The sequence below is a fragment of the Fibrobacter sp. genome, from assembly GCF_045601785.1.
In the GTDB taxonomy this organism is placed as follows: Bacteria; Fibrobacterota; Fibrobacteria; order Fibrobacterales; family Fibrobacteraceae; genus Fibrobacter.
The window spans coordinates 37797-63033 of record NZ_JAZSAF010000084.1 but is presented as its reverse complement, the minus strand read 5'-3'; the positions used below and the strand labels follow the sequence as shown (position 1 = coordinate 63033).

At 51.6% G+C, this 25237-nt stretch carries 23 protein-coding genes and 2 tRNA genes; 11 read left to right on the top strand and 14 right to left on the bottom strand.

What is annotated here, in order from left to right:
* Positions 1–5 precede the first annotated feature (5 nt).
* The 8 genes from nirJ1 to ACKI61_RS13420 all read right to left on the bottom strand — a co-directional run bounded on the left by nirJ1 (position 6) and on the right by ACKI61_RS13420 (position 9929).
* On the bottom strand, positions 6–1178 hold the full coding sequence (nirJ1, locus tag ACKI61_RS13455) for a putative heme d1 biosynthesis radical SAM protein NirJ1 (protein ID WP_407458181.1): 1173 nt from the start codon (positions 1176–1178) through the stop codon (positions 6–8).
* A 70-nt stretch (positions 1179–1248) separates the two neighbouring features.
* Positions 1249–1854, bottom strand: a complete 606-nt coding sequence (locus tag ACKI61_RS13450) for a penicillin-binding protein activator LpoB (RefSeq protein WP_407458180.1) — start codon at positions 1852–1854, stop codon at positions 1249–1251.
* Between the two features lie 119 nt (positions 1855–1973).
* Positions 1974–2261, bottom strand: coding sequence for a hypothetical protein (locus ACKI61_RS13445; RefSeq protein WP_407458179.1), 288 nt, complete (start codon positions 2259–2261; stop codon positions 1974–1976).
* A 139-nt stretch (positions 2262–2400) separates the two neighbouring features.
* On the bottom strand, positions 2401–4323 hold the full coding sequence (gene mnmG, locus ACKI61_RS13440; RefSeq protein WP_407458178.1) for a tRNA uridine-5-carboxymethylaminomethyl(34) synthesis enzyme MnmG: 1923 nt from the start codon (positions 4321–4323) through the stop codon (positions 2401–2403).
* Between the two features lie 9 nt (positions 4324–4332).
* Entirely contained in the window at positions 4333–5628 is a 1296-nt protein-coding gene (locus ACKI61_RS13435; RefSeq protein ID WP_407458177.1) for an FKBP-type peptidyl-prolyl cis-trans isomerase N-terminal domain-containing protein, read from the bottom strand.
* 325 nt (positions 5629–5953) lie between these two features.
* Complete coding sequence (locus ACKI61_RS13430; RefSeq protein WP_407458176.1) at positions 5954–6694, bottom strand: hypothetical protein; 741 nt, start codon at positions 6692–6694, stop codon at positions 5954–5956.
* A gap of 115 nt (positions 6695–6809) precedes the next feature.
* Positions 6810–8504: a proline--tRNA ligase gene (locus tag ACKI61_RS13425; RefSeq protein ID WP_407458175.1), complete on the bottom strand. Its 1695-nt coding sequence runs from the start codon at positions 8502–8504 to the stop codon at positions 6810–6812.
* 63 nt (positions 8505–8567) lie between these two features.
* Entirely contained in the window at positions 8568–9929 is a 1362-nt protein-coding gene (locus tag ACKI61_RS13420; RefSeq protein ID WP_407458174.1) for an aminopeptidase P family protein, read from the bottom strand.
* A gap of 112 nt (positions 9930–10041) precedes the next feature.
* Here ACKI61_RS13420 and ACKI61_RS13415 point away from each other — a divergent pair, with 112 nt between their 5' ends.
* The 7 genes from ACKI61_RS13415 (at position 10042) to ACKI61_RS13385 (ending at position 14222) form a co-directional block, all read left to right on the top strand.
* Positions 10042–10329, top strand: a complete 288-nt coding sequence (locus ACKI61_RS13415) for a hypothetical protein (RefSeq protein WP_407458173.1) — start codon at positions 10042–10044, stop codon at positions 10327–10329.
* Positions 10330–10346: 17 nt separating this feature from the next.
* Positions 10347–11300, top strand: a complete 954-nt coding sequence (locus ACKI61_RS13410; RefSeq protein ID WP_407458172.1) for a PhoH family protein — start codon at positions 10347–10349, stop codon at positions 11298–11300.
* The gene (locus ACKI61_RS13405) at positions 11297–13582 is read left to right on the top strand and encodes an HD family phosphohydrolase (protein ID WP_407458171.1); all 2286 of its coding nucleotides are present in this window, start codon (positions 11297–11299) and stop codon (positions 13580–13582) included. Before ACKI61_RS13410 ends, ACKI61_RS13405 begins: the two co-directional genes overlap by 4 nt.
* A 20-nt stretch (positions 13583–13602) precedes the next feature.
* Positions 13603–13743 carry a hypothetical protein gene (locus ACKI61_RS13400; RefSeq protein WP_407458170.1) on the top strand — a complete coding sequence of 47 codons (141 nt, stop codon included), beginning with the start codon at positions 13603–13605 and terminating at the stop codon, positions 13741–13743.
* A gap of 108 nt (positions 13744–13851) precedes the next feature.
* Complete coding sequence (locus ACKI61_RS13395) at positions 13852–14040, top strand: hypothetical protein (protein ID WP_407458169.1); 189 nt, start codon at positions 13852–13854, stop codon at positions 14038–14040.
* 8 nt (positions 14041–14048) lie between these two features.
* Positions 14049–14123 (top strand) — tRNA-Val (locus ACKI61_RS13390).
* Positions 14124–14146: 23 nt separating this feature from the next.
* Positions 14147–14222, top strand: a tRNA-Asp gene (locus ACKI61_RS13385).
* Positions 14223–14326: 104 nt separating this feature from the next.
* Here the strand turns inward: ACKI61_RS13385 and ACKI61_RS13380 are convergent.
* The gene (locus ACKI61_RS13380; protein ID WP_407458168.1) at positions 14327–15496 is read right to left on the bottom strand and encodes an RICIN domain-containing protein; all 1170 of its coding nucleotides are present in this window, start codon (positions 15494–15496) and stop codon (positions 14327–14329) included.
* Positions 15497–15607: 111 nt separating this feature from the next.
* On the opposite strand from ACKI61_RS13380, the gene ACKI61_RS13375 reads away from it, so the two are divergent.
* From ACKI61_RS13375 to ACKI61_RS13365, 3 genes are all read left to right on the top strand, one after another.
* Positions 15608–16003 (top strand): hypothetical protein, encoded by a 396-nt coding sequence (locus ACKI61_RS13375; RefSeq protein ID WP_407458167.1) that lies wholly within the window; start codon positions 15608–15610, stop codon positions 16001–16003.
* On the top strand, positions 16003–17076 hold the full coding sequence (locus ACKI61_RS13370; protein WP_407458166.1) for an OmpA family protein: 1074 nt from the start codon (positions 16003–16005) through the stop codon (positions 17074–17076). The genes ACKI61_RS13375 and ACKI61_RS13370 overlap by 1 nt, the downstream gene beginning before the upstream one ends.
* A 156-nt stretch (positions 17077–17232) precedes the next feature.
* Positions 17233–18234, top strand: coding sequence for a class II fructose-bisphosphate aldolase (locus ACKI61_RS13365; RefSeq protein WP_297945136.1), 1002 nt, complete (start codon positions 17233–17235; stop codon positions 18232–18234).
* A 258-nt stretch (positions 18235–18492) separates the two neighbouring features.
* Here ACKI61_RS13365 and ACKI61_RS13360 read toward each other — a convergent pair whose 3' ends face one another.
* Positions 18493–19431 carry a TonB family protein gene (locus ACKI61_RS13360; protein WP_407458165.1) on the bottom strand — a complete coding sequence of 313 codons (939 nt, stop codon included), beginning with the start codon at positions 19429–19431 and terminating at the stop codon, positions 18493–18495.
* A 520-nt stretch (positions 19432–19951) separates the two neighbouring features.
* Between ACKI61_RS13360 and alr the strand changes: the two genes are divergently transcribed.
* Positions 19952–21175 carry an alanine racemase gene (alr, locus tag ACKI61_RS13355; RefSeq protein ID WP_407458164.1) on the top strand — a complete coding sequence of 408 codons (1224 nt, stop codon included), beginning with the start codon at positions 19952–19954 and terminating at the stop codon, positions 21173–21175.
* A 68-nt stretch (positions 21176–21243) separates the two neighbouring features.
* Here alr and ACKI61_RS13350 read toward each other — a convergent pair whose 3' ends face one another.
* From ACKI61_RS13350 to ACKI61_RS13335, 4 genes are read right to left on the bottom strand one after another with little or no spacing between them, the layout of a single operon-like run.
* On the bottom strand, positions 21244–22527 hold the full coding sequence (locus tag ACKI61_RS13350; protein ID WP_407458163.1) for an RluA family pseudouridine synthase: 1284 nt from the start codon (positions 22525–22527) through the stop codon (positions 21244–21246).
* Positions 22527–23147 (bottom strand): signal peptidase II, encoded by a 621-nt coding sequence (gene lspA / locus ACKI61_RS13345; protein WP_407458162.1) that lies wholly within the window; start codon positions 23145–23147, stop codon positions 22527–22529. The genes ACKI61_RS13350 and lspA overlap by 1 nt, the downstream gene beginning before the upstream one ends.
* Complete coding sequence (locus ACKI61_RS13340; RefSeq protein WP_407458161.1) at positions 23144–24340, bottom strand: squalene/phytoene synthase family protein; 1197 nt, start codon at positions 24338–24340, stop codon at positions 23144–23146. Before ACKI61_RS13340 ends, lspA begins: the two co-directional genes overlap by 4 nt.
* Positions 24341–24898: a hypothetical protein gene (locus tag ACKI61_RS13335; protein ID WP_298771079.1), complete on the bottom strand. Its 558-nt coding sequence runs from the start codon at positions 24896–24898 to the stop codon at positions 24341–24343.
* Between the last annotated feature and the right edge of the window lie 339 nt (positions 24899–25237).

The window sequence follows — 25237 nt, the reverse complement described above, 5'->3', positions numbered from 1 at the left end:
ACACATTATCCATTAATTTCCTCGTCCGTCAGGTAGCAGGCCGGATCCTGTTCCCAGAAATCTCCGGTCACAGCCTCGGCGCGGGTGCGGAAGTTGCCGTTACAGAGATTCAGGTAGGCGCACTTGGGGCAGCGTCCTTTAAGCAAGGGCTTACGGTTCTTGAGACCCGCCATAATCGGGTTGCTCAAGTCTGTCCAGATTTCGCCAAAGCTACGTTCGCGCACGTTACCTAGTGTAATATATTGCGTGAACTGGTCGGGGTGAACATTCCCGATGCTATCAATGTTGCCAAAAGCCATACCGCTGCGGTTGCCGCCATTGCGCTGGATGAGTTCCAGCACCTTTTCGGCACGGGCCGGATCTTCACGCTTCATGCGCAAGTACAGGTAAACGGCATCGGCGTGGTTATCGACGGTCAGAATTTCCTTGTTGATTCCGCGCTTCTTGAAGTCGAGCGTGCGGTCAATAATCAGGTCCATCGTCTTGCGGCTCTCTTCGTGGTTCAGGTCATTTGCAACCATCGCGGAGCCACGCCCGCTGTAGACCAGGTGGTAGAAACATACGCGATCAATGTTCTCGGCTTCGAGCAAATCAAAAATGGCGTTCAGGTCTTGCACGTTGTAGCGCGTAATCGTAAAGCGAAGCCCCACCTTCTGGCCGGTCGCCACACAGTTGCGGATACCGCGAAGAGCCAGCTTGTATGCGCCTTCCTTGCCGCGAAACTTGTCATGAGTCGCTTCGCAACCATCCAAGCTGATGCCCACATAACCCACGCCCATGTCCTTGAGTTTTTGAGCCACGTCGGGCGTAATGCAGGTGCCGTTCGTGCTGATGGTCGGGCGAATTCCCTTGCTTGCCGCATAGTTCGCAAGTTCAAAAAAGTCCGGGCGCAGGAGCGGTTCGCCACCGCTGAATAGGATTACCGGCACCTTGAAGTCGGCCAACTGATCAATCAAAGCCAAGCCTTCTTCATGCGTGAGTTCGTTCTGGTACTTGATGGCCTCGGAGCGGGCATAACAATGCACGCAACTCAGGTTGCAGGTTTTGGTGCAATTCCACACCACCACGGGGCCACGACCGTGAACAACTCCGTTCGTCGATTCGTGCGCATGCTTCTCATAACGCAACTGGTCCCCATAGTTCGGGGTATCCATCAAGAGCTTGGTAATACTGATCATAGAGCCAAAGATAGAAAAATAACCCCGGATTCCCGAGGTTATTTAAAGGTTACGCGTGATGGCTTAAAGATTAAAGCTTCACAGAATCCTTAGAGATGAACTTCTTGATCTTCTTGTCGCCCATCCAGAGCTTCTTGTGGCTCTGCAGGTCGGTGAGTTCGAGGTCCACCTGGTAGAAGATCACGGACTGGCCGCCTTCCTGATCCACGATGGTGTTGATGGTACCGGTCAGCATCCAATCGGCGCCAGTTTCCATGCCAAGGGACTTGGCGGTTTCTTCGGTAGCGTTGCCACGCTGGTCCATGACTTCTTCACGCAGTTCGGCGCGTTCGGCGGAATTTGCCACGAAGTCAGCTGCACCGGAATTCAACAGAGCGCGTTCCATGTCCTTGATAAAGGTTTCAACGCTGATGTGTTCGTGACTCTTGTTACGAACCTTGCCGATCACGACGGTCGGAGTACGTCCCATTTCGCCGATAATCTTTTCAATCTTTGCGCTGGTCAAGCAGCTCGTGATCATTTCGTCTGCAACCAGGCGGGAGTCGGTGTCATTCCACTTACCCGAGAGGTCCGTGGTAGAATTCGTATCGATACGGGTAACGGTCTTGCCACCATTGCTGCAGGCAACCAGGCAAAGGGCACAGCCCAGGGCAAGGATAGTGAACAATTTACGCATAGGGTTTCTCCTTTTGAGTTTTTCTCAAATTTAGATAGAAAATACAAATTTGTCTATGAATAAAAAATCTCCAAGACTTATCTTGGAGACTTTTAAATCCAACAGTTTCGTTAGAGAGATTACTTATCAGCGAACTTCTTAGAGGCGGCCTTGACCTTCGGGTCGTTCTGGGCATCCTTGATCTTCTGCTTGATACCGTCTTCAATCTGCTTTTTAAGCTTTGCAGCGAGGGCGGGGAAACGTTCTTCCAGGGAATCGCTAAAGACAGCCGGTTTCTTGGGAGCGGAGGGACCCTTACGCTTGGCGTTCAGGGGGCGCTTCTTCTTGGCCGGGGCCTTCTTTTCTTGGGATTTTGTTTCCTGAGGCTTGACTTCTTCTGTGGATTTGACTTCAGTTTCTTCTGACATAATAGACCTCTTGGAAATATTGTTAATTTGACGGCGCAAAAATAGTAAATTTTCGGGCCGTTTCTAGGTTTTGCAATTAAAAATTATGCTTTTTGAGCGAAAAAAAGGCGTTTTAAACTACCCAAAAAGCGTAGAGAGCCTACGAGCCGCGCCTATTTTCAAGCCAATGGGCAAGCACCGTGATGTCGGCGGGGCGGACGCCGGGGATGCGGCTAGCTTGCCCGAGCGTGAGCGGCTTGTGGGCATTCAGGCGCTGGCGGCTTTCGATACTCACCGCCGTCACCTGCATGTAGTCAAAATCGGCAGGCAGCTTCACCGATTCCATCTTCTTCTGGTCGTCGATTTCCTTCGCTTGGCGGTCAAAGAAACCTGCATAGATTTCTTCGGCGTACATGAACCACTGGTCGCGACGGGTCAGAGGCAAGTCCGGCAAAGCAGCCTTGAATAGCGCCTCGGGGTCGATCCCTGGACGGCGCAGCACGTTGATCCAGCGGGTACGCTCCGTCGAAAGAGCCTGGCCACCGGCAGCAAGAATCATATTTGCCTGGTCGGGCGTTGCCGACTCTTCGGACATGCGTATGCGGGCAGATTCCATCAGCTGTTTACGGCGCATCCAATCGGCATAATCGCTGTCCGAAATCATGCCGATTTCATGTGCACGCTCCTTGAGACGAGTCTCGGCGTTATCGCTACGGAGGAACAGCCTGTATTCAGCGCGGCTCGTGAACATGCGGTACGGTTCATCGAGCAAGATGTTCGTGAGGTCATCCGCCATCACGCCCAGGTAGCTATCCGAACGGCCAAGAATCAAAGGTTCTTCGCCCTTGACTTTGAGGGCAGCGTTGATGCCCGCCAAGAGTCCTTGACCGGCGGCTTCTTCATAACCGCTCGTGCCGCAGACCTGGCCTGCAAAGTAAAGCCCCGGAACCTTCTTACACTCAAATGTCGGGAAAAGCTGCGTGGCGTCTACCGAATCGTACTCTACGGCGTAACCAATCTGCAATACGCGGGCGCGGGTAAGCCCCGGAATCGTATGGATGGCGGCCAGCTGAATATCTGCCGGAAGACTTGAGCTAAATCCGTTGATGTAGACGCGACCGATATCCGCCTGTTCCGGTTCAAGGAACAGCTGATGGCCGTCACGGTCGCCAAAGCGGTTGATCTTGTCTTCGATACTCGGGCAGTAGCGCGGGCCCTTGCCGTGAATGCGGCCGCTAAACATGGGACTATCCTTGAAGCCGCTACGCAAGATGTCATGCGTCTTGATGTTCGTGCGGGTAATCCAACAGACGCAGTCATTACGGACGAATTTGTTCGCAACATCGCCCCAGAAATAATTTTCGTCGCAACCAGGAACGGTATTCGCCAAATGGCGGTCACTCATGGACCACGGAGCATCGTCTCCGCGTTGCACGTCGCACTCGTTAAAGTCGATGGATTCGGGATCCAGACGGCTGGGAGTCCCCGTCTTAAGGCGACGGAGCGCTATTCCTTCGCGGGCAAGGCATTCCGAGAGTTTATCTGCACTGGGTTCGCCCACTCGCCCACCGATGCTCGTTTCAAGCCCGGTAAACATCTTGGAAGCAAGGAAGGTTCCACTCGTAATCACAAGCGAACGGGTAATATAGCGTTCGCCGTTCAGGAGCGTGAGTTCCAAGCGACCGTCGGCCATGCGCGTAAAGGCAGCGAGTTCCCCCTGAATCACCGAAAGCCCCGGAAGGCTTGTAATGACTTCGCGGGCCACTTCGCTGTAATACTTCATGTCGCACTGGGCACGCGGGCCCCATACGGCCGGCCCCTTGCTCATATTGAGCATGCGGAACTGGATGCCAGCCTTATCGGTGAGTAGGCCCATCAGACCACCGAGCGCATCAATGTCGCGAACAATCTGACCTTTGGCCACCCCGCCTACGGCCGGATTACAGCTCATACGCCCGATGGCGTTAATATCCATCGTGAGCATGGCGGTTTTCACACCGAGTTTCCAGGCGGCATGGGTCGCTTCAATTCCAGCGTGCCCACCACCTACGACGACTACGTCAAATTCTGCAACGAGTGACATCGGAAGAAATTACTTCTTCTCTTCGGCCTTAGGAGCTTCGGGATTCCATTCGACATTCTTGCCAGACACAAGACCTGCGAGATCCTGCTTCATTTCGTCCTTCTGGCTTTCGAATGCGGCATACATCTTGTAGGTGCCATCCGGGTTCACGACATAGACTTTCGGAACATAGCCATCGCTGTAGAGTTCGCCGAACTGGCGGGATTCGTCCCAGACCACGTTGATGGATTCGTCCCACTTGGCATTATCCATGAACTTGCGGATACCGACCTTCTGGTTTCCGCCGCTAGCCACTGCGAGCGTAACCAGGCCCTTCGGGGCAAATTCCTTGGCCATGGCAAGTACTTCGGGTGCTGCATGGGCGCAGTGGCCGCAGGTAGCAGAGAAGTACATAATGAAGAGCGGCTTACCCGCAAATGCTTCAAGGTTTTCAAGATCAGTTGCAATGGTCTTGTCCACAAAAATCTTCGTTGCCTTCACCTTGAAGTTCAACTTCTGCGGCATGCCGTTTGCAAGGGTATCGCCACGAAGCGGAGCAATTTCTTCTTTGAGCTTCGCTTCTTCTTCCTGTTGCTTCTTGATGGCTGCGGCACGCATATCCTGCATCTTCTGCTGGTAGCGCTGACCCACAGCGTTCAAGGAATCCTGCGGGAGCTGGAGCGTGTAAGTAGAATCAGCAACCTTGGCGGCAGATTCTTTGATACCCAAAATGAAGTAGTCAACATCGAATTCTGTCTGGAACTGGCTACCGATATTGACGAACTGGTTAGCAAACTGGAGACCCAGGAGGTAGGAGAACTTGGTATTGTCCGGAGAATCGCCCGCAACGGTCACAGCGGCGCCTGTTGATACAGGAGCCTTGGTGACAGGCTGAGCCTTGGCAACAGAATCCACATAAGCCTTGATCTTTTCGTTGTTGCCTTCGGCAACCAGGGCACTGTCCGGACGGGTTTCTTCGTAGCGCTTACGGGCAATCGCCGTATAGCGCTTGCTCAAAGCCTGCAAAGAATCCGTCGTCATCTGGACCTTGAAGTTCGTGTCCTTACTTGCCTTCACATTATCGCGAATAGCCTGCAACAAGGCGTCTTCGTAAATTTCTTCACCCATCTGGCGCGGAATAATCGTAAAGTTCTGGCCGCCGAACTGGGCACCCAGCATATAGGCAAACTTCTGGTCGTCGGTAGAATTTGCAGTAATGGCGGCAGGGGCCTTGGACTCAGCCTTGTCGCCACCCATCTGGTCGCAACCCATAAGACCAAAAGCAGCCAACGCTGCAGAACCAAGAGCAATTTTCTTCATATCCATAAGAATCTCCTTAGAGAAAATTTTTTCGGAGAATAATATAGAAAAATGACTTTTTAAAAAAGTTTCAAAAAAACAGAGGTTATAAATAAAAAGCTTTATTTTTGCGGGAGGGGACCCAGCTCGGAGTGGACGCTATGCGTCCGTGGCTACGTTCAGTCATACAGGCAAGTAAACTTGCCTGTGCGACACTCACTTGCACACTTTTGCGAAGGCCGCCCGGTCCCCTCCCTGCACCCTCCCCTTCCCTGGCCGACGCTTTTTTTCTAATAAAAAATCCTATAGCAGGATATGCTATAGGATTAAACAATCTTAATAAAATTGCGGTTTATAGCAATTTCTGATAAGCAAACGCAACATCAACCCTCAACAGCATATCCTTGTCTTTAATACCATAACCCAATTCAAATAAATAATCATTTATTTGTTTTTGGAAACAATAATCCGAGCCCGAGAGTTCCAATCGTCTTCCGCAACCTGTTGTTGCTAGCCACCCATCTGCAACTAAATTCGCCATCTGATCTTGCCAATGTTGCTGAGTCATGTAAGTATAATAGTCGTCTTCTCCAGTGTACATGCTGCAAGCATATTCGGCAAGCCATACGGAATCCTTTTCAGGAATATTCGCTACATAAGCAGCTCGCTTGCAATCATTGATCAGTTCAAATGTCAACTGATTTGGGGCTGCGTCAAAATTATAGTCAAATTCCACACCCATATTTAGTACAAATTCATCTCGTGACCCGTAATGGAAAATAGCCTTGGCACTGCTATCCAAGTTATTAAGGAAATTTGCAGCAACCGCATTATCAACCGCTTCTGGGATTACCAACAAGCATTCTTCATTTTCAGAGTTGTAAGTCGTATTGTAAGGCAATTCCGGCTGAACAGGCAAGGCCTGCATGATTTTTTCACACTCATGCGGCTGAAGGATTGCCGATGTATTACCCATCGACGGTGTATTGACCACTCCCCCGTTCGAGCCGGAATTGGTACCGGAATCGCTTCCACAAGCAAGCATCATGGCGCAGACTGCGGCGACGAATGAAGTCAAAAGAATCTTTTTCATAAAACACCTCTGTTTATATTGCCTCTCACGGAATATAAGAAAAAAAACAACTTTGTCAAGAAAAAAAACACCCCTGCCGGAGCAAGGGTGATTAAACGCACGAACAACGCTTCGTTTATTCTTTAAAGTATGCCTTGGCCTTCTTCACAACGTCTTCGACCTTGACCATGGAGAAATCCTTTTCGTTGCGGAACTTCCATTCGACTTCGCCGTTCGCAAGGCCCTTCTTGCCGATGGCGATGCGCACCGGAGAACCCCAGAGGTCAGCGTCCTTGAATTTGACGCCCGGGCGTTCGTCGCGGTCGTCCACCAGCACGTCGATGCCGGCGGCTTCAAGTTCACTCTCAAACTTTTCGGCGAGTTCAACGAGTTCGGCTTCCTTGCCGATGGGGACGATTTCCACCTGGAACGGCGCGATGGACTTGGGCCAAATCGGTCCGAAGTCATCGTGGCTGTTTTCCACGACGGATGCCATCAGGCGACCCACGCCGATGCCGTAGCAGCCCATGATGGCCGGAGCGGTGGTCTTTTCGGCGGTGAGGAACTTGGCGCCCATGGATTCGGAGAACTTGGTTCCCAGCTTGAAGATGTTGCCCATTTCGATACCGCGAGTCTCGGTGAGGAGTTCGCCGCAGCAGGGGCACTTGCAGACTTCGGATGCTTCGGCGATGTCCGCCACTTCGAACTTCGGGAAGTCGCGCTTCGGGTTGCAATGCTTGAAGTGGAAACCTTCTTCGTTGGCACCCGTCACGAGGTCGAAGGAATCGGCAATCGCTTCGTCCACGATGATGCGGGTGTCGTGAGAATTAATCGGGGAAGCAAAGCCTGGAACCATGCCGCAAGCCTTGATGAGGCTATCTTCGGCGGGGTAAAGTTCCTTCGCCTTCAGCAAGTTGTGAAGCTTGATTTCGGAAACATCGAGGTTGCCCGGTACAACGACCGTGATGAGCTTGCCTTCGAAGTCGAAGAACACGCACTTGGCGGTAGATTCAGCCGGGACGTTCATGAATGCCGTGAGTTCTTCGATGGTCGGGCAGTGCGGAGTTTCGACCTTTTCGAGGGCTGCATTTTCGTCGCCCTTGAACGGCACGCGCTGGAATTTGGCGATTTCGCGGTTGGCCTGGTAGCCGCACTTCTTACAAAGAATCAAGTAGTCTTCGCCGTTCGGGGTGTCCAGCATGAATTCGTGAGCGACCTTACCGCCCATAATGCCCGTATCACTCTGCACCACCACCGGTTCAATGCCCACGCGACGGTAGATGCGCAGGTAGGCGTCGTATTCTTCCTGGTAGTGACGGTCCAGGTCTTCCTGGCTGGTGTGGAAACTGTAGGCATCCTTCATCAGGAATTCGCGAACGCGGATAAGGCCGCCGCGGGCACGGGCTTCGTCACGGTACTTGGTCTTGAACTGGTAGAGCATTACCGGCAGCTGCTTGTAGCTGTTGAGCACATAGCGCACGAGGTCAGTCATGGCCTCTTCGTGCGTCATGGCGAGCACCATGTTGTGGTTGTTGCGGTCCTTGAAGCGCAGGAGTTCTTCGCCAATGGCCTGGTAACGGCCAGATTCGCTCCAGAGTTCAGCAGTCTGCACCACCGGCAGGTCCACTTCGATACCGCCAATCTTGTTCATTTCTTCGCGGATGATGTTCACGATCTTCTGGATCACGCGGAAGCCCATCGGCATCATGGAGTAGATACCGGTAGAAACGGGCTTGATGTAGCCGCCGCGCATCAAAAAGATATGGCTCGGCATGGTGGCGTCGCTCGGCGTTTCGCGGAGCGTCACGTAAAAGTACTTGGAAAGTTTCATGGTTGTAACCTTTTAAATTTTTCGGCGAAAATTTAGGAAAATACAACAGTTTTAGCAACAAGCCTACTTCATCAACCGTTCCAAATCGTCAACGGACTTCGGGATATCTTCTGAAATATTCCTGAATCCGTCCTTGGTAATCAGCAGGTCGTCTTCGATGCGGATACCGATTTTTTCGCGGTAGGTCTTGCCGGCAATGGTCGCCTTGAATTCGCCGTAAAGCCCCGGTTCGCAGGAAATCAGCATTCCCGGCTTGAGGACTGTATCCAAGGAGCGGGTTCCCGGTTCGCCTTCGTGAATCTGTTCGCCGATAAAGTGGCTTACGCCGTGCGGGCGCTTGTCATACAATAGTTTGTACGAACCCTTCGCACCCTTGACCAAGCGGGTTTCCAGTTCCTGCACAATATAGTTCCAAGGCACGTTTCCGATTTCCTTGAGAGATACGCCCGGGCGCACATGCTTCTGGTACTCAACCTGAGAATCAAGCACTATCTGGTACAGCAATTTCTGCAACGGATTGAACTTGCCGTTTACAGGAATGGTGCGGGAAAGATCGCTGTGCAGACTCCCGATGCGAATGCCAAAGTCCAGGAGCACCAGCTCCCCCGCTTTAAGCGGCTCGTCCTTCTTGACATAATGCAAGCAGCAGGCGTTTGCACCGCCTGCAACAATCGTCGGGAACGCGAGGTCGCCATCGCTTTCACGCTGCATTTCGTAATCGAGCTTCAGGCCCAATTCGCGCTCAGTCTTGAAAGTCTTCATTTCGGCAAGCACCATGCGGAAGGCGTTATTCGTGACCGCCTGCGCCGCTTCGGCATCCTTAATGCGCTCAGGTTCCAGCGGGAGTCTGAGCGACCAATGCAAAGCAGCAGCACTCTTGAGCTTGATGCCTGTTGGCTTTAGCGCCTTGAGCAACTGGTGCCTGAACCGGTCGTTGTGGTCTTCCTTGAACTTTTCAAAGTAGTAGGCATAAGCGTAGCCCCCCTTCGGAAGCTTTTTCGCTCGGGCAACCACTGTATCCATGAGTTCATCCACCGGGCGAACATCCTTAATTCCCGTTACGCGGGCCACCTCGTTATCGCCTTCCAAAAAGCCCAAACGCTTGCCGTTCCAGAATTCCTTGAACGGGTCCTTGGGCGGAACAAACAAGATTTCTTCGTCGGTCCTAGGATCGAGCAACAGGTAGCAGCCCGCCTGGTTGATTCCCGTCAGGTACATGAACGCCGGTTCCTGCACCATCTTGTTCCAAATTTGCACGTAGGCTTCTTCTGTTCCAGGATCCATGGGGATTCCTGCAAAAACACAGAACGAATCTAGTTCCTTGAGCATGGCCTTGCGGCGTTTTCTGTACAAATTCTTGGAATTGTAGCGGTCTGACGATATAAAAACTTGCGAATAAGGCTTAGAAATTGACTTTTCAACCATTTTTTTGCCTCTAATTAGGTAAAATTTCGGTATAAATTTACCTTTTTCGCACCGCTTTTGCTTTAAATTATATACATTTGAGGCATCACAGACTAGAATGGAGCCTGATTAAATGTCTCTTTTTAAAAATTGGAAATTGATCCTTGCAGCATCGACTGTAGCACTCTTCACCGCTTGCGCCGGCTCTTCCGGTGGTTCCAGCGACGAAGATTATAGTGACAATAGTGATTCCCCGGCAGCGCAGAAAGCCGCTCCGAAGGAAAAAATCGACGAAAACAAGCTGAAAAAGACCGAACAGGAAGCTGTCGCTATTACCGAAGAAAACCACAAGCTCCGCAAGGAAATCTTCGAGGCCAAGAACAAGCTCGGTATTTCTACAGCTCCTGCTGCCGAAGAATAATTACAACTGCGTTCTAGATGGTCGAACTGCATTATCGTTTATCGGACGACCTGAAAAGAACTATTTCGGGCGTAAATGAAACGGTTTTCCGCTTGTTGGAGAGCCGTTTTTGCGTAGATATACAGACAAGGCTCCCGGGGTTAAAAATCATCGAACGGGAGGAATCCGACATCTCGGGCCTTTATACGGTGCTCGACCAGCTAAAGATGGCTGCACGAAATGGCAAGGTGATTTCTGCCACAGAACTTTCGAGAATGCTCGACCCGACAGATTCCGCATCGGTCCATCTCGAAGGCGGAGAAACGATACCTACAACGCCTATTTTCAGAAACCGCATGGGCGTTTCCGTATTTGCAAAGACCAAGGCGCAGGCCGAACTGGTATCCGCGGTTGAACACAACGACATCATCTTCGCCAAGGGCCCTGCCGGAACCGGCAAGACCTTCCTGGCGGTAACGCTCGCCGTTTCGAGCCTGGAACGCCATGAGGCGGAACGAATCTGCCTGGTGCGCCCGGCAGTCGAAGCAGGTGAATCGCTCGGCTACCTGCCCGGCGACCTTAAGGAAAAGATTGCGCCGTACCTGCGCCCCATCCATGACAGCCTCGCCGAGCTCCTACCCGTCGAAAAACTCCGCAAGTACGAGGAAACTGGCTCAATCGAAGTCGCTCCGCTCGCCTACATGCGTGGACGAACCCTCAAACGCGCCTTTATCATCTTGGACGAAGCGCAAAACACGACTCCCGAACAGATGAAAATGTTCCTCACCCGCCTAGGACCCCACAGCAAAGCTATTATTACAGGGGATGCGACCCAGGTTGACCTTGCTAAAGGCCAGAAGTCAGGGCTGATGCATGCCATGAAACTCCTGAAAGGAATCCACGGGATTGCCCAAGTGGAGTTCACGGCGACCGACGTCCTGCGCCATCCACTAGTGAAAGACATCCTGAACGCATACGAGAAGGATATATGAAAAAGAGAAAGATGCGAATTCACTTTATAATCGGCTGGGTGCTTGTTGCTGCCGCAGCAATTTTCCTGTTTCCCGACCGTAACATCGCGCTCCAGTCCGAACGACCTCACTTGGGGCAGGTGAGCACGCGTACGATTGTTGCCCCCATCAACTTTGAAGTTCCCAAGTCAGAACAGGAAATCGAAACAGAAAAGACCCGTGCCGCCGAGAAGGTGAACGCAATCTTCGGGTTCAACAGTGACGAGACCAATCGAGTATCAGAAGACCTGAAGCAGTTCTTGCACAAGCTCGCCCAGTATGGTTCGCTGCAAATCCAAATCAACCAGCTGACGGCAAACGGCGAAAGCGATTCCACCCTGCAATCCAAAGTGGTACAGGCGTCTCGCATTTATGAGGTCCTCAAGCAGCGCATTTCTACATCGGCGATCAAGCCATTGAGCCTTAACTCCAAGGCGAGAGATTCGCTCCTCACCGTATTTAACCGCATCTTGCAGATGGGAGTTTCCAACACATTCATCGCAAGCACCGAAACTGCAGCACAGCTCTACCGCGACAACTACAACCTGCAGGATTTCAAATACATCATCTACAACAAGCCAAACATTACGCTCATCAAGGACAACGAAAAGACGACCGTCGAAGCCTCCAACATCCAGCCGCTCCGACGCCGTATCGACGAGGCTTTTGCCCAGCTACAGATGAGTTTCCCGAACGAACAGGGACTCCTGAGCGCCTTCTACGAGACACTTTTCGTGTTCATGATGCCCAATGTATTCTACCTGGAAAAAGAAACGATTGCTAGCCGCGAAGATGCCCGCAACAAGGTGACACTCATCAAGGGCATGGTACCACGCGGCATGGAAATCGTAGCCCAGGGCGCCCCGATTACCAAGGAAATACTCGAAAAAATTGACGCACTCCAGCGAGCCCAGCAGAAAGAAGAAAACTCCAAGACCTTTACCGCCATCTACGGTAACGCACTGGTATTTGCCATCATCATCACTTTCTTCTTCATCTTCATGTTCAACACGCCCTCCAGGGGACTCTTCAAGAGCGCACGCCAACTGTGGAGCTTGATTGCACTTGCCCTGTTGCAGCTTGTCGCCTTCTGGGGTGTCCACCACCTATCCGGCAGCATTACCAGCGCCGACATATCGATTATTCCCGAAAACCTGGACTTTATGTGGCTGTACCCCTTCGCGTTTGCACCGGTTACTGCAACCGTCCTTTACGACCGCCGCATAGGAATCGCCTTCGGCGTTCTGTCCGCAATGATTTTTGGCATCTTGAACGGCTACGACCTTGCATCCATGGTCTGCGCCTTCGCAGTCATCTTTGTCGCAACCGCCCCGATTGCTCGTATGCGCTACCGAGTGCAATTCGTATGGGGAATCATCGTCGGAATCCTCGCCATGGCCGCAGCCATCAGCGTGATGTTCCTGCTGCGCAACCGGCTGTCTTTCGATGCATTCTACCACAACCTTATCGCCGCCGGCGCAAACATCATCCTTTGCTATGCACTTGCATCTGTGGCCCTCATCCACCTGATGGAACGCATCTTCGGCATCACCACGGTACTTACGCTCATGGAAATGTCGGATTTCAACCGTCCCGCACTCAAGCGCATCTCGGAATACGCTCCAGGTACATTCCACCACAGCATTCAGGTTTCGAACTTGGCCGAACATGTTGCCGAAAGCATCGGAGCAAATTCTCTCCTGGTGCGCGTCATGGCTCTCTACCACGACATCGGAAAGACCATGCGTCCCGAATACTTTACCGAGAACCAGAAACAGGGCGTGAATCCGCACAACAACCTCGAACCGGACCAGTCTGTAAAAATCATCACAAGTCACGTGGAACAAGGCGCAAACCTCGCCCACGAATACAACATTCCCGACCTGGTTGCCGCAGGTATTCGCGAGCACCACGGTTCTTCCGTAATCCAGTTCTTCTACCACAAGGCTCTTGAAAAAGCCAAGGAAACGGGCGAAGAGGTCAAGGTCGAAGACTACAGCTACAAGGGACCGAAACCACAGAGCAGGGAAACGGCTATTCTCATGCTGGCAGACATCATCGAGGCCACCAGCCGCTCCATGACCGACACCAGCCCCGAAGCGCTTTCTGCCATGATCCACAAGACCATCGAGAGCCGCTTTACCGAAGGCCAGTTCAACGAATGTAACCTGTCCATCAAGGATCTTTCAAAGCTGGAAAAGGCATTCCTGCACAGTTTGGACGGAACTTATCACACCCGTGTCAAGTATCCGGGTCAAAAGTAACCTTTAACAAAGGACGCACCATGAAAAAGACCATCGCCGCCATCGCAGCAATCGCTAGCCTGCTTTTCGTTGTCGGTTGCGCAAGCAATCCGCCGCAGAACAACAATGACCAGACTCGCGAAAACGCCGAGAAAGCCTATAACGAACTCGACAACGAGTAATTGTCTGTCGTTAAAAACAACTTTTTTGTCCAAATTACAGGGTTTTGACTTGACAAGGGCCATAAACTTTGTATATTTGGGCTCGTAACTTGAGAAAAGGACCTACTGATGGATAAAAAGAATATCATTCTGATTGCTCTCGGTGTGCTGCTCCTTGTCATCGGTTTTATTTGCCTCGCCACTGGCCCTGCAGACAATCCGGTATCTCTCACAGTTGCACCGCTTATCCTGGTTGCCGCCTACCTGGTCGTGATTCCAGTCGGAATCCTCTGGAAGGGCAAGAGCCAAGACAAGTAATCCCTTTCGGGCGATTAGCTCAGTTGGTTCAGAGCGTCTGCCTTACAAGCAGAATGTCAGCGGTTCGAATCCGTTATCGCCCACTACCGAAAATCGGAAACGATTTGGGGTGGTAGCTCAATTTTGGTTAGAGCACCGGCCTGTCACGCCGGAGGTTGCGAGTTCAAGCCTCGTCTATCCCGCGAAAAAAGACTCTCTTTTAGAGAGTCTTTTTCGTTTGCTGGGCGAAGCTCAGCAAACCAAATTCCACCTTCATTCGAAGGGCTTTTTCGTTTGTTGAGCGTAATTATTTGTTGAACAACACCATTCCACGCCTGCGGCTTAGCGCCTGCTTGCGAACAGCGCGGCCCTTAAGGTCGAAGGTTCTCGTAGGCAAGAAAAGCAACTGGGAACGCACCAGACGCTTTTCAAGGATCTGCGTCTTGGAAGAATCCTTTCCGCTTGAATCAGCGACAACGGAGCTATCCTTTGTCGAATCCTGAACCGCAAAATTCTCGATAATCCAGCTTAAGTTTTGCGAAGAGTTCTGCTTCGGGTTTTGCACCACCGTAGAGCCGACCGCTTCTAGATAAAGGCCACTTTTATAGTTCTTCAGGTAGACAAGGCTGTCATCCCCCACCGTTTCCGCCTTTTCGAGAATATACCTCTGGTGTGCACCGCCATTATAACCGTAGGTCGCTGCTCTAATGCCAGCCGCAGTCGATTCGTTAGGAATGTCGACGACTCGGTTCCCGAGCTGAAAATAGTATGTAACGGGACTGTCGCCCACCGAGAAAATCTTCACGAAGGTCGCCGAGTCGCTACAATCCATCAGCTCGAGCGCATTGTCGGCGGTAATCCCCATACAAGTCCCCTTTTCCACCGAGCGGATGCGTCCATCCCTTAAGAACGCCACCTTGAACAGCTGCTGGTAAATGGTCTCAACAAGAATCACGTGGTTGATCAGGTCCTGCTCGGACTTGGCCTCGCTCGCCTGGTTCAAGCCGTAGGGCCAGATATGCTGGGAGTCGCAATGGAGTTCCGCATCCGGGCCGTCCATTTCGCGGAGCTTCGCCTGCACCTTGTCGTTCCTGAATACCTTGTCCACGCACGTGGCCGCATACTCCGAAGTGGTCCCGATTCCCATCGTGTGGCCCATCTCGTGCATGGCGGTGGGCACCACCATGTAGCTGCGGTTTTCGCCAAAGCGCAAATCTCCGTTGCTGCTCGCCTCGGCCGTGGGCACACCTGGTGCGTAGTAGACATTGATGAACTTCGAAAGGTTCGAGTATGTGTTGTAGAGCTTGACCGCCGAATCCATCACCGTCGTGATTCGCTTGTAGGCATCTTGCTCGTCGGAGGTTGGATTGCTTGACTTGTGGAGGGTATATTCTACGGCTGAGAAAGAATTCGCCGCAAGACATGCGACAAGCGAAAAAGACAACGCGAATGTGCGCAACAGCCCCAAATGTTTCATAGAATCTCCAATCCAAGCACCTTTATAAATTTATATATACACTATCAGTTTATCAAGTAAATTTTTTATAGATTTAACCTGTCACTTATAAAATCCGATGGGAGACATTAGATGAAAACAAAATATTTATTCGCAGGGCTTTCCGTAGTAGCTCTTGCCCTATTGTCGGGCTGCGCCGGAAGCGTCAATGCAAAAAGTTCAATTGATTACGCCAATGATCACAAAACGATTGCCGAAGAAGCAAAAGTCGAACCCGTCCAAATCGAATCAACAAACGCCAAGCTGGAATCCGCCTCAAAGCTGGAAGCTGAAGGCGAAAATGAAAAGGCTGCCGCTCTCGCCGAGGAAAGCGCACTCGAATATAAGCTCGCCATAGCCAATGCAGAACTCAGCGCGGCCAAAGCCGAAGACGAAAAAGTTGAAAAGGAACTGAGGAGCGACGTGGAACGCAAGCTCATCTACCAGAGCATCCTGGACCAGGAAGCAAAGAACGGAGGTGCCAAGTAATGAAGTCTAAAAATCTCTTTTTGATTGGTGCACTGGCCGCATCCGTATGTTTCGCTGCTGAAGAAACAGCACCGGAGGCTGCAACAGAACCGGCCGCAAAGCAACCCTCCCCCGTTGAAGCCTGCAAGACTGCCCTCGACAACGCCGCAAAAGACATTCCCGAGAACGCTATTTCGGCAAAGTATTCCCTCGCCGGAGCCAAGGCCACTCTTTCCAACTTGGAAGTTGCCTACAAGGACGACCCCGAATCTGAAAAGGTGAAGAGCCTTTCTGCCAAGTGCGACACCTACGCAAAGATTGTCACCGCACAGAGCGAAACCCAGAAGCTCCGCAACCACACCGCCGAAAACTGGGAAAAGCGTGCCGCCACGGCCAGGTCTATCGAAGCGATCCAGGAACAGATCAACCAGGCCCGCAGCGGCAAGGTGAACGACCTGGAAGCCGAAAAGGCCAAGATGAAGGACCAGGAAGCTAGACTCCAGGCCGAAATGCAGCAGAACCAGGAAAAATTCCTGGCCGAAGCGGCAGCCCAGGAAGCCGCCCTGAAAGCTGCCGGAGAACGCGAAGCGGAACTCCAGAAGAAACTTGCCGAAGAGCAAAAGGCTCTGGCCGAAGAACGCGCGAAGGCCGAAGCCCGCCAGCAGGAAGCCATGAACAAGCTGAACGAGCTGCAGTCCCAGATGATCCAGGTGTCCAAGGATGCCCGCGGCATCATCCTTTCCATGTCTGACATCCTGTTCGCCGTAAACAAGGCTGACTTGAAAGCTGACCTGAAGACGAGCCTTGCCAAGGTCGCCGGCATTCTTTCCGTGTACCAGCAGTTCAACGTGTCCATTGAAGGCAACACCGACAATACCGGTTCTGCCGAACACAACATGAAGCTCTCGCAGCAGCGTGCCGACAACGTGAAGGCATTCCTCGTGGAACAGGGTATCGCCGAAGACCGCCTGACCGCCAAGGGTCTCGGCATGACCATGCCGGTCGCCGACAACTCCTCCAAGGAAGGCCGTCAGAAGAACCGCCGCGTGGACCTGGTGATCCAGGACAAGGCCCTGCAGCAGGAGGCTAAATAAGCCAAACGGAAGACTTTTTCCCTAAAGAGGCCCCGCACTTGGTGCGGGGTCTCTTTTTTTGCAGTTTGCGTGACAAAGCAGTTTAAATTTGCTAAATTTAGCCCCGTAACTTTTAACCGGCGATGCAAGTCGCCAAAGAATCAAGAGGTAAAACAAATGGCAGTTTCTTACAAGGAACTCGGCCTGGTGAACACCAGGGAAATGTTTGCAAAGGCTGTTAAGGGTGGCTATGCTATCCCGGCTTTCAACTTCAACACCATGGAACAGATGCAGGCCATCGTGCAGGCTGCTGTGAAGCAGAAGTCTCCGGTGATCATGCAGGTCTCTAAGGGTGCTCGTAACTACGCAAACGGCACCATCCTCCGCTACATGGCCCAGGGTGCTGTTGAATACGCCAAGGAACTCGGCTGCGCCAATCCGCAGATCGTGCTCCACCTCGACCACGGTGACTCTTTCGAACTCTGCAAGGACTGCATCGACAACGGTTTCTCTTCCGTGATGATCGACGGTTCCGCTCTTCCGTACGAAGACAACATCGCCCTCACCAAGAAGGTTGTTGAATACGCTCACCAGCACGACGTGACCGTCGAAGCTGAACTCGGCGTGCTCGCCGGTGTGGAAGACGAAGTCCAGGCTGAAGAATCCCACTACACCAAGCCGGAAGAAGTGATCGACTTCGCTACCCGTACGGGCTGCGACTCCCTCGCTATCTCCATCGGTACCAGCCACGGTGCTTACAAGTTCAAGCCGGAACAGTGCACTCGCGACCCGAAGACTGGCAAGCTCGTTCCGCCTCCCCTGGCATTCGACGTGCTCCACGCCATCGAAGAAAAGCTCCCGGGCTTCCCGATTGTTCTCCACGGTTCTTCTTCTGTTCCGCAGGACGAAGTGGACACCATCAACGCCCACGGTGGCAAGCTCCCGGATGCCGTCGGTATTCCGGAAGAACAGCTCCGCGAAGCTTCCAAGTCCGCTGTCTGCAAGATCAACATCGACTCTGACAGCCGTCTCGCCATGACTGCCGCTATCCGTAAGTATTTCGACGAACATCCGGAACACTTCGACCCGCGCCAGTACCTCAAGCCGGCTCGCGAAAACATGCAGAAGATGTACGAACACAAGATCGTCGACGTTCTTGGTTCCAACAACAAGCTGTAATAAGACCGAAACGGCTAGAAATAAGTAGAGTCTTACTCTACAGCCGTTTCTCTCGCAAAAGCGTGCAAAACGAGCGTCGCGAAATTATGCTTGCATAATTTCATGACCGAGTGAAGCCGCGGACGCAGAAAGCGTCAACCGCCCTCGGTTAACACCCGAGGGCTTTGTTGCTCACGGATGAGACCGCTGATCAAAGCAAAAAGCTTTAAAGACCGCAAGGCAGATGCCCTGCGGTCTCTTTTTATGCTAATATGACGGCTACTCGGAGAAGGTGAACGGGATTGTCACGGTTGTATTGCCCGATTTGACCTTGCTAAACTTCCAACGACCGACAGAGCTCTTGATTTCGTTGTCGAATTCGCTGTACCCCGTTGTAGACGACACGAGTGCGATGCTGATGATTTCTCCACCCGGCGCTATGGTGAATTTCAGGGTGACCTTTCCCTGGAATCCAGGGACTTTTTTTAGGTGTTTATTGTAGACATGCCGAAGCCCAGGCGTTCTTTGGCGCACGACCTTCATGATATCGGCCGCGGAGCGCGATGCTGGACCAGAGCCCCATTCGATTTCGTTTTCCTTGGGAGTCTTTATATTTCCCATAGCCTTTGTCGAAATTGCTCCCGCAGCCCCTCCAATCAAGTTGCCGATATCGTTTCCGATACCGCCGCTGCCACCGGCAAACATGCCCTGGTTAAAGCCGTCAGAAACTTTTCCACGGACTTCGCCAATCTTTGTTTTACCCGTGACCTGCAAGCCATTGGAGTTCTTGATAACCTTGTCGATGTCTTTAGCGAACTGTTGGTTCACTAATTTGTAGACATCGGCAGAGGCATTCGCCGTTTGTGATTCTAGCATGTGGAGAACACTTCGCCGAATGGGGGCGCGGGGATTTCCCCGGCCAGAGGGTTTACCACCCCCACCAGGCCTTTTGCGCTGGATTTCTTTCGGTTTATGTTCAGGTTTCTTGTCGGGCTTCTTTTCCTCCTTTTTATCGATGATGTTCATGGTTGCTTGTATTTCGGTGGTTGGCGTATCCACGAAAATGGAATCATTAATGAGCACTTCGTATGTCGTAGCCCAGAAGCACAAGAGAATTGCGACAAAAAGCGATACGCCCGCAATGCGCACCATCTTCTTGTCGGAATCCGGCATCAGGGATGCGACGAGCGCATCTTGATTTGGTGTTTTCGTTGTCATGATTTTATCCTCCCCTTGAAGGGATTTTGGATTGTTGAAAGTATCAGCAGGAACACCGCTCCGCAAGCGGAGCACTATCCTTGCCGTTAGGCAAACTTCGGAACAGGACTTTAAAAGCAAGCCCGTCACACAAAGTGAAAGATGTTAGGGATCAGAACGACTAAATAAAGGAATTACTTTATCTGTAATTTATTCTATATCCGTTCCTTTATTCGGAATTAGAACAAAATATTTCTTTCTTGATTAGAAAACTACAAAGAAAAATGTTCGACCGTTGCACGAATTCAGGTAAACAATTTTTTGAGGATTCTTTTGTAAATTCAGACAAAAGAACGGAAATCCCACCACCTCTAGGACAAAACCCATTTGACAGAAAAAAATCAGATTTGACTTTTACAAAAAAATAGCCCAACTTAATTTATTCCAAGGTGGAATAAAGAGACGGTTTGAGCCCCTTTTGTAGGCATTTTTTTACCTAAGATGCACCAAAACACAAGGAGTTACCTATATTTTCGGCATCATGAAACTTTTAGCAACCCCACCTGACATAAATAAAATTGCGCGCCCGAACTGGATCGAAATCAACTTAGATGCACTCTGCAACAACATTCAATTTATCAGAAGCCAGATTCCCGCCAACACGAAGATTCTTCTACCCGTCAAGGCGGACTCCTACGGCCACGGAAGCCTCGCCTGCTCCTTCGCCGCTAAATTCGGCGGAGCAGATTATCTAGGAGTCGCTCACATTAGCGAAGGCATGCTGCTTCGCCAATACGGCATGGACCTACCGATTCTCGTTCTTGGCCCCTGCACTCCCGCAGACTTTGCCTACTTTGTCGAATTCCAGCTGACAGCCGCAATCACAGACATCCGCACTGCCATGAGCTTCGACCAGTTCCTGCGTGAAACGGGAACGACCTGCAAGGCGCACCTTGCCATCGATACCGGCATGAACCGCTACGGTTTCGACGCCGAAGACTTCAACAACATCCGAGCAGCACTCAGCCTCAAGAGCCTTAAATTCGAAGGCATGTTTACGCACCTTGCAACCGCCGATATGCCGGGAAACCCGAAGACAGACATCCAGATTCAGCGCTTTACGCGCCTGGTCGATGTTCTGGAAGCAGAGGGACTGCGCCCAGAAATCTGCCACTGCAGCAGTTCTGCCGGTACGCTCACCCGCCCCGAAAGCCACTTCGACATGGTGCGTCCTGGACTTGCCCTCTACGGCTACAACTGCATGGGTGCAGCACCTTCCCCGTGGCCGATCAAACCCGTCATGAAAATCAAGTCGACAATCCGCCACATCCACGATGTGAAGCCCGGAGAAACCGTAAGCTACGGCGGCTACTGGATGGCCCAGCAGCCCACGCGCATTGCAACGATTGCTATCGGTTACGGTGACGGATACCTTCGCGGCGAATACAACAAGGGATTCGTCTTTATCCGCGGACAGCTCTGCCCGATTCTCGGCCGTGTCTGTATGGACGCCACCATGGTCGACGTGAGCCACATTCCCGATGTGCAAGTCGGCGAAACCGTCGATGTCGTGAATGGTGAACTTGACTTTCGCATTTCGATGGAAAGCGTCGCCGATGACCACCACACGATTCCATACGAATTAACAAGTCGCGTGGCACGTCGTCTCTACCGCAAGTACTACTGGAAAAATCGTCTGGTGCGCTGGGACTACCTGCGTCAGGAATTCGGTGTCAAGGACTTCAAGGAATATCCGCTACGATAGTCAAAATCCATATAAACTAAAAAAACTCCCCCAGGGGAGCTTTTTTTGATTAAAGGGAGTTATCGCATTTACAACAAGTTCGGATCGATGGTCGGTTCGTAACCGGGTTGCACGAAATCTTCGAGCGCAATGCCACGCTTGCGCGCCGCCTTCTCTTGCTTGATGCGCTTGCGTTCAGCAGCCTTAGCCTTGCGGTTTGCAGCGCGTGCAGCTCGTTCAGCAAAACGTTCCGCACGAGTCTTGCGCACCTTCAGTTCTGGGAAAACACCCTCGTCGAAAACATCCAGCGAGTCATTATCCATTTCATCCGATTCGCCACCTTCGGTAAAGCGCATTTCAGGGTCAAAGTCGCGGAAACCTTCATCGGCTTCATCGAACACTGGAGCATCCGCCGGACATTCCTTCTTGAGTAGCTTGAGAACTTGTTCAAAAGGCTTTTCGAGTGGCACCTTGAATTTCATCTTCTTCCCCGTCGTCGGGTGGATGAGTTCAATCTTCACCGCCTGCAAAAGCTGTGCCGGAGCAATTTCTAGAACCTTCGCCGCAATGTCTTTCATCAACGGGGAAACACGGTTCAGGCAGCCGTCGCGCCCGTCGTAAAGCGGATCGCCTACCACGGGGTGACCCATGTAGCGGCTGTGTACGCGAATCTGGTGCGTGCGGCCGGATTCCAGCTGCAGTTCAAGGAGCGTGGCAAACGCAAAGAACTTCTTTGCCACAAAGTGCGTGCGGCTTTCCTTGCCTCCATTCACGACCGCCATTTTGAGACGGTTCTTTGGATTTCTACCAATGGGGGCATCGATCGTGCCTTCCAAGTCGCGGGGATGTCCCCATACCAGCGCATTGTAGGTGCGGTGAAGCGTGCGGGTTTCCAGCTGGTGAGCCAAGTGCCTGTGGGCGGCATCGTTCTTCGCCACAACCATAAGCCCGGGCGTGTCCTTGTCCAGACGATGTACAATGCCGGGGCGCAAAGGGCCATTCACCGCAGACAAGTTTTCCTTGAAATGGTAAAGGAGTCCTGCGGCAAGCGTACCGTTCCGCACGCCATTACCCGGATGCACCACCAAATTGCGCGGCTTATTCAGCACAACAATGTCATCGTCTTCGTAAACGATGTCGAGTGGAATGTTTTCGGGTTCAAGCGAACTCGCTTCCTTTTCGGGGAGTCTATCCACCACCACGACCATTCCCGTTTCTACACGGAAATTCTTGGGAGAGACGACTCCCCCCACCTTGACTTCGCCTGCGGCAATCAATTTCTGCACATCCGTGCGGGACACGTTTTCCATGACACCCACAAGGAACTTGTCTATACGTTCGCCGTTATGTTCTTCTTTAACGAGGTAGTTCATTATTTTTCCACTCCCTCTGTATTGGCTGCGGAATCAAGCGCTTTGTCAGCGGCATTATCCTTTTTCAAATCTTTTTCTTCTTTAATCTGCTTATGGATCTTTTTCAGAATCACCGGAGAAAGGATGACCACCGCCACACCGACCGTCACGAAGGAATCCGCCACATTGAACGTCGGGAAGCGAGTCATGATAAAGTCCGGGAAATCGCAATCGATAAAGTCCACCACCATCGAAAGGCGCATGCGGTCGATAAAGTTGCCGACGGCACCGCCAAGGATCATGACCACGCCAAGGCGGCTCATCCAGTCGCGCTTGTCGATGGACTTGTAGAACCACAGCAAAATGACTGTCGCGACAATTGATATAAACAAGAAGAATAGCCAAGGAGGCAGGAACGGCATCAGGTCCTGCGGGCGGCTGCTAAATGCAGCACCCTTGTTGAATACCAGCTGGAAGCGAACCAATTCTCCTATAACGCTGATGTAGTCGTGGTTGGGCGCACCCGTCCCGTTCGTAAAGCGTGCAAGAGCCCAGAGCTTTGTCAGCTGGTCCGCCACAATGCTAAACAAAATAACACCCACATGGAACGGCCACTTATTTACAAAATCAAATTTCTTCATATTCCTTTTCTAGATCCTTTGACTCCGGGCTTCGCCCTCCGCTTAGGATGACACTCCTGATTTTCGCTCTTAATTTTTTTTGCTTTCGCCTCGTTCTTCAATTTAGCATAGGACTTTTCAATCCAGCCGTCCGAATAGAAATGCAGAGTCGTCTGCTTGATAATCCGTTTGACAGTATCGCGCGTTATCTTCATCTTCTTGTCAGAGGCAAAAAGACCCGAACCGTCGCCAATCAGTTTCATGTTCTCGGCGGCCATGAAAAGCGGCCACAAGCAGAAGAGGCGAGTACGCATTTTCACATTCGGAACCAACTTGGTATAGGCGATGGCATCGTCCAGATGGCTCCAGGCCTTTTGCACCAGTTCTTCCATCACGGCTGCACGACGTTTGTCGAAGTCTTCGCGGACTTCAGCAGCAACATCTGTCGAAAACATTTCATAGGAATGCGCAAAGCCATGCCGGCGGCAGATTTCTTCGGGAACAAAGCATACTCTGCGGGTTGAATCTTCCATACAGTCCTTGACGATGTTTGCCACTTGCAAGGCAAGGCCAAAGCTCACATCCAGCTTCTGCATTTCGGCCTTGCGGGCATCCCCAATCAAGCAAGTGTCTGCGGCAAACAGGTTCGTCAAAAGCTTTCCGACAATGCCCGCCACATAGTAGCAGTATTCGTCGAGATCGGCAACACTTTCGAGCGTGAACCAACCCGAGCTTAGCGCGGCTTCCTGACGAAGCGAAAACTTGGCCATACCGTGGCACATCTCGATCGTCACGTCACGAACCGGTGCGGCATACACTTCCGGGAGCTCTTTTAGCAGGGGCACTACCACATGCGTATGCAAGCAAAGGTTCATGTAAGGGTGTTCGGACTTGCGCCAACTTTCAGGAAGGGCCTGCTCGAACTTCGCTACCGCCTCGTCGGACAAGTCGGCCGTTCTAAAGATGTCGGCAAAAAGCCCCAAGACGGCTTCCTTTTCGGAAGCCTTCATGTCGGGATCGTCTTCCACCGTATCGGCGATGCGCAGGTACAGGTAAGCGAGCAGAATACTCCTGTGGAGTTTCCCTTTCAAGACGTTGATGTTCAAGGCGAAAGTCCTTGAAACCTGCAACAGGATTTCCTCGGCGTATTTCCACGCCGCACGCCCATCCAGGACATTTTCGCCAACACCTATGGAATCGAGGATATTTGACATCTAGTACATCGTCTCCGCATAGATATCGCGCGGGATCTTTTTCGTCTTCGCCATCGCGTTCACATATTTCCAAAGGCGACCGTGCGCCTCCGCGTTCTTCAACTTCTTGGTAAAGCTCCAAATGGTGTGGTTATGGACATCCACCTCGTTTCGGAAGTTTCCCTTGCTCTCAGTTTCGTAGCGCACCCTACGGTACTCCAAGAAATAGGCGGACTGGTAAAGCGCCGCCGTTTTCTTTTTTGCAGAACGGCAAAAGATCGCACCCAATGCAAAAAATAAGGGAGAGACGGCAAAGCCATAATACCACGGATAGTCCAGCCACTTGAACAAAATCCAGATAGCAGGAAGTGCAGATACCAAAGCCATAAAAAACGTGAACAAAAAATCAAGCGGAGCCCAGTAGCTACGCCAGGCGGGGACAAATGCCCACTTGATGCCCTTTCGCACCAATTTTTTCATGTAGCGCGGGTAGGTGACACGGTAAAACCAAAAATAGAGCCCAACCCAAAACAAAACGGGAATCCAAAACCAGTAATCCAAAGATTCAAGAATCTGCATATCAGTCCAAATGTAGAAAAAAATGCGCTTTTTTTTTGCAAAAAAAGGCAATCTGCTCCCCAAACAGGCGGTTAATTTGTACTAAACAAATATCCATTGTGGATAAGATTATAAAGTCGAACTGCAGGGCGCCGTTCAACCTGACAAACTTCTATCTCGTTAATATTCAACAACTTATGAAACCTATCAGGCATAAAAACGGGGCATTTTCCCCTTATTGCCGCCAAAAACTTATCAACACTTTCTGCATTTTGCTAAATTTAGTGTTCCAATTGTTGATAGATTTTGCAAACACTTTTAGTGGAAGAGGATGAGTAATGCAAGCCGAATGGGAAAGAT

Excerpts from the sequence above, each read along its gene's own strand:
- nirJ1 (WP_407458181.1), bottom strand. The coding sequence starts at position 1,178 with ATGATCAGTATTACCAAGCTCTTGATGGATACCCCGAACTATGGGGAC.
- ACKI61_RS13450 (WP_407458180.1), bottom strand. The coding sequence starts at position 1,854 with ATGCGTAAATTGTTCACTATCCTTGCCCTGGGCTGTGCCCTTTGCCTG.
- ACKI61_RS13445 (WP_407458179.1), bottom strand. The coding sequence starts at position 2,261 with ATGTCAGAAGAAACTGAAGTCAAATCCACAGAAGAAGTCAAGCCTCAG.
- mnmG (WP_407458178.1), bottom strand. The coding sequence starts at position 4,323 with ATGTCACTCGTTGCAGAATTTGACGTAGTCGTCGTAGGTGGTGGGCAC.
- ACKI61_RS13435 (WP_407458177.1), bottom strand. The coding sequence starts at position 5,628 with ATGGATATGAAGAAAATTGCTCTTGGTTCTGCAGCGTTGGCTGCTTTT.
- ACKI61_RS13430 (WP_407458176.1), bottom strand. The coding sequence starts at position 6,694 with ATGAAAAAGATTCTTTTGACTTCATTCGTCGCCGCAGTCTGCGCCATG.
- ACKI61_RS13425 (WP_407458175.1), bottom strand. The coding sequence starts at position 8,504 with ATGAAACTTTCCAAGTACTTTTACGTGACGCTCCGCGAAACGCCGAGC.
- ACKI61_RS13420 (WP_407458174.1), bottom strand. The coding sequence starts at position 9,929 with ATGGTTGAAAAGTCAATTTCTAAGCCTTATTCGCAAGTTTTTATATCG.
- ACKI61_RS13415 (WP_407458173.1), top strand. The coding sequence starts at position 10,042 with ATGTCTCTTTTTAAAAATTGGAAATTGATCCTTGCAGCATCGACTGTA.
- ACKI61_RS13410 (WP_407458172.1), top strand. The coding sequence starts at position 10,347 with ATGGTCGAACTGCATTATCGTTTATCGGACGACCTGAAAAGAACTATT.
- ACKI61_RS13405 (WP_407458171.1), top strand. The coding sequence starts at position 11,297 with ATGAAAAAGAGAAAGATGCGAATTCACTTTATAATCGGCTGGGTGCTT.
- ACKI61_RS13400 (WP_407458170.1), top strand. The coding sequence starts at position 13,603 with ATGAAAAAGACCATCGCCGCCATCGCAGCAATCGCTAGCCTGCTTTTC.
- ACKI61_RS13395 (WP_407458169.1), top strand. The coding sequence starts at position 13,852 with ATGGATAAAAAGAATATCATTCTGATTGCTCTCGGTGTGCTGCTCCTT.
- ACKI61_RS13380 (WP_407458168.1), bottom strand. The coding sequence starts at position 15,496 with ATGAAACATTTGGGGCTGTTGCGCACATTCGCGTTGTCTTTTTCGCTT.
- ACKI61_RS13375 (WP_407458167.1), top strand. The coding sequence starts at position 15,608 with ATGAAAACAAAATATTTATTCGCAGGGCTTTCCGTAGTAGCTCTTGCC.
- ACKI61_RS13370 (WP_407458166.1), top strand. The coding sequence starts at position 16,003 with ATGAAGTCTAAAAATCTCTTTTTGATTGGTGCACTGGCCGCATCCGTA.
- ACKI61_RS13365 (WP_297945136.1), top strand. The coding sequence starts at position 17,233 with ATGGCAGTTTCTTACAAGGAACTCGGCCTGGTGAACACCAGGGAAATG.
- ACKI61_RS13360 (WP_407458165.1), bottom strand. The coding sequence starts at position 19,431 with ATGACAACGAAAACACCAAATCAAGATGCGCTCGTCGCATCCCTGATG.
- alr (WP_407458164.1), top strand. The coding sequence starts at position 19,952 with ATGAAACTTTTAGCAACCCCACCTGACATAAATAAAATTGCGCGCCCG.
- ACKI61_RS13350 (WP_407458163.1), bottom strand. The coding sequence starts at position 22,527 with ATGAACTACCTCGTTAAAGAAGAACATAACGGCGAACGTATAGACAAG.
- lspA (WP_407458162.1), bottom strand. The coding sequence starts at position 23,147 with ATGAAGAAATTTGATTTTGTAAATAAGTGGCCGTTCCATGTGGGTGTT.
- ACKI61_RS13340 (WP_407458161.1), bottom strand. The coding sequence starts at position 24,340 with ATGTCAAATATCCTCGATTCCATAGGTGTTGGCGAAAATGTCCTGGAT.
- ACKI61_RS13335 (WP_298771079.1), bottom strand. The coding sequence starts at position 24,898 with ATGCAGATTCTTGAATCTTTGGATTACTGGTTTTGGATTCCCGTTTTG.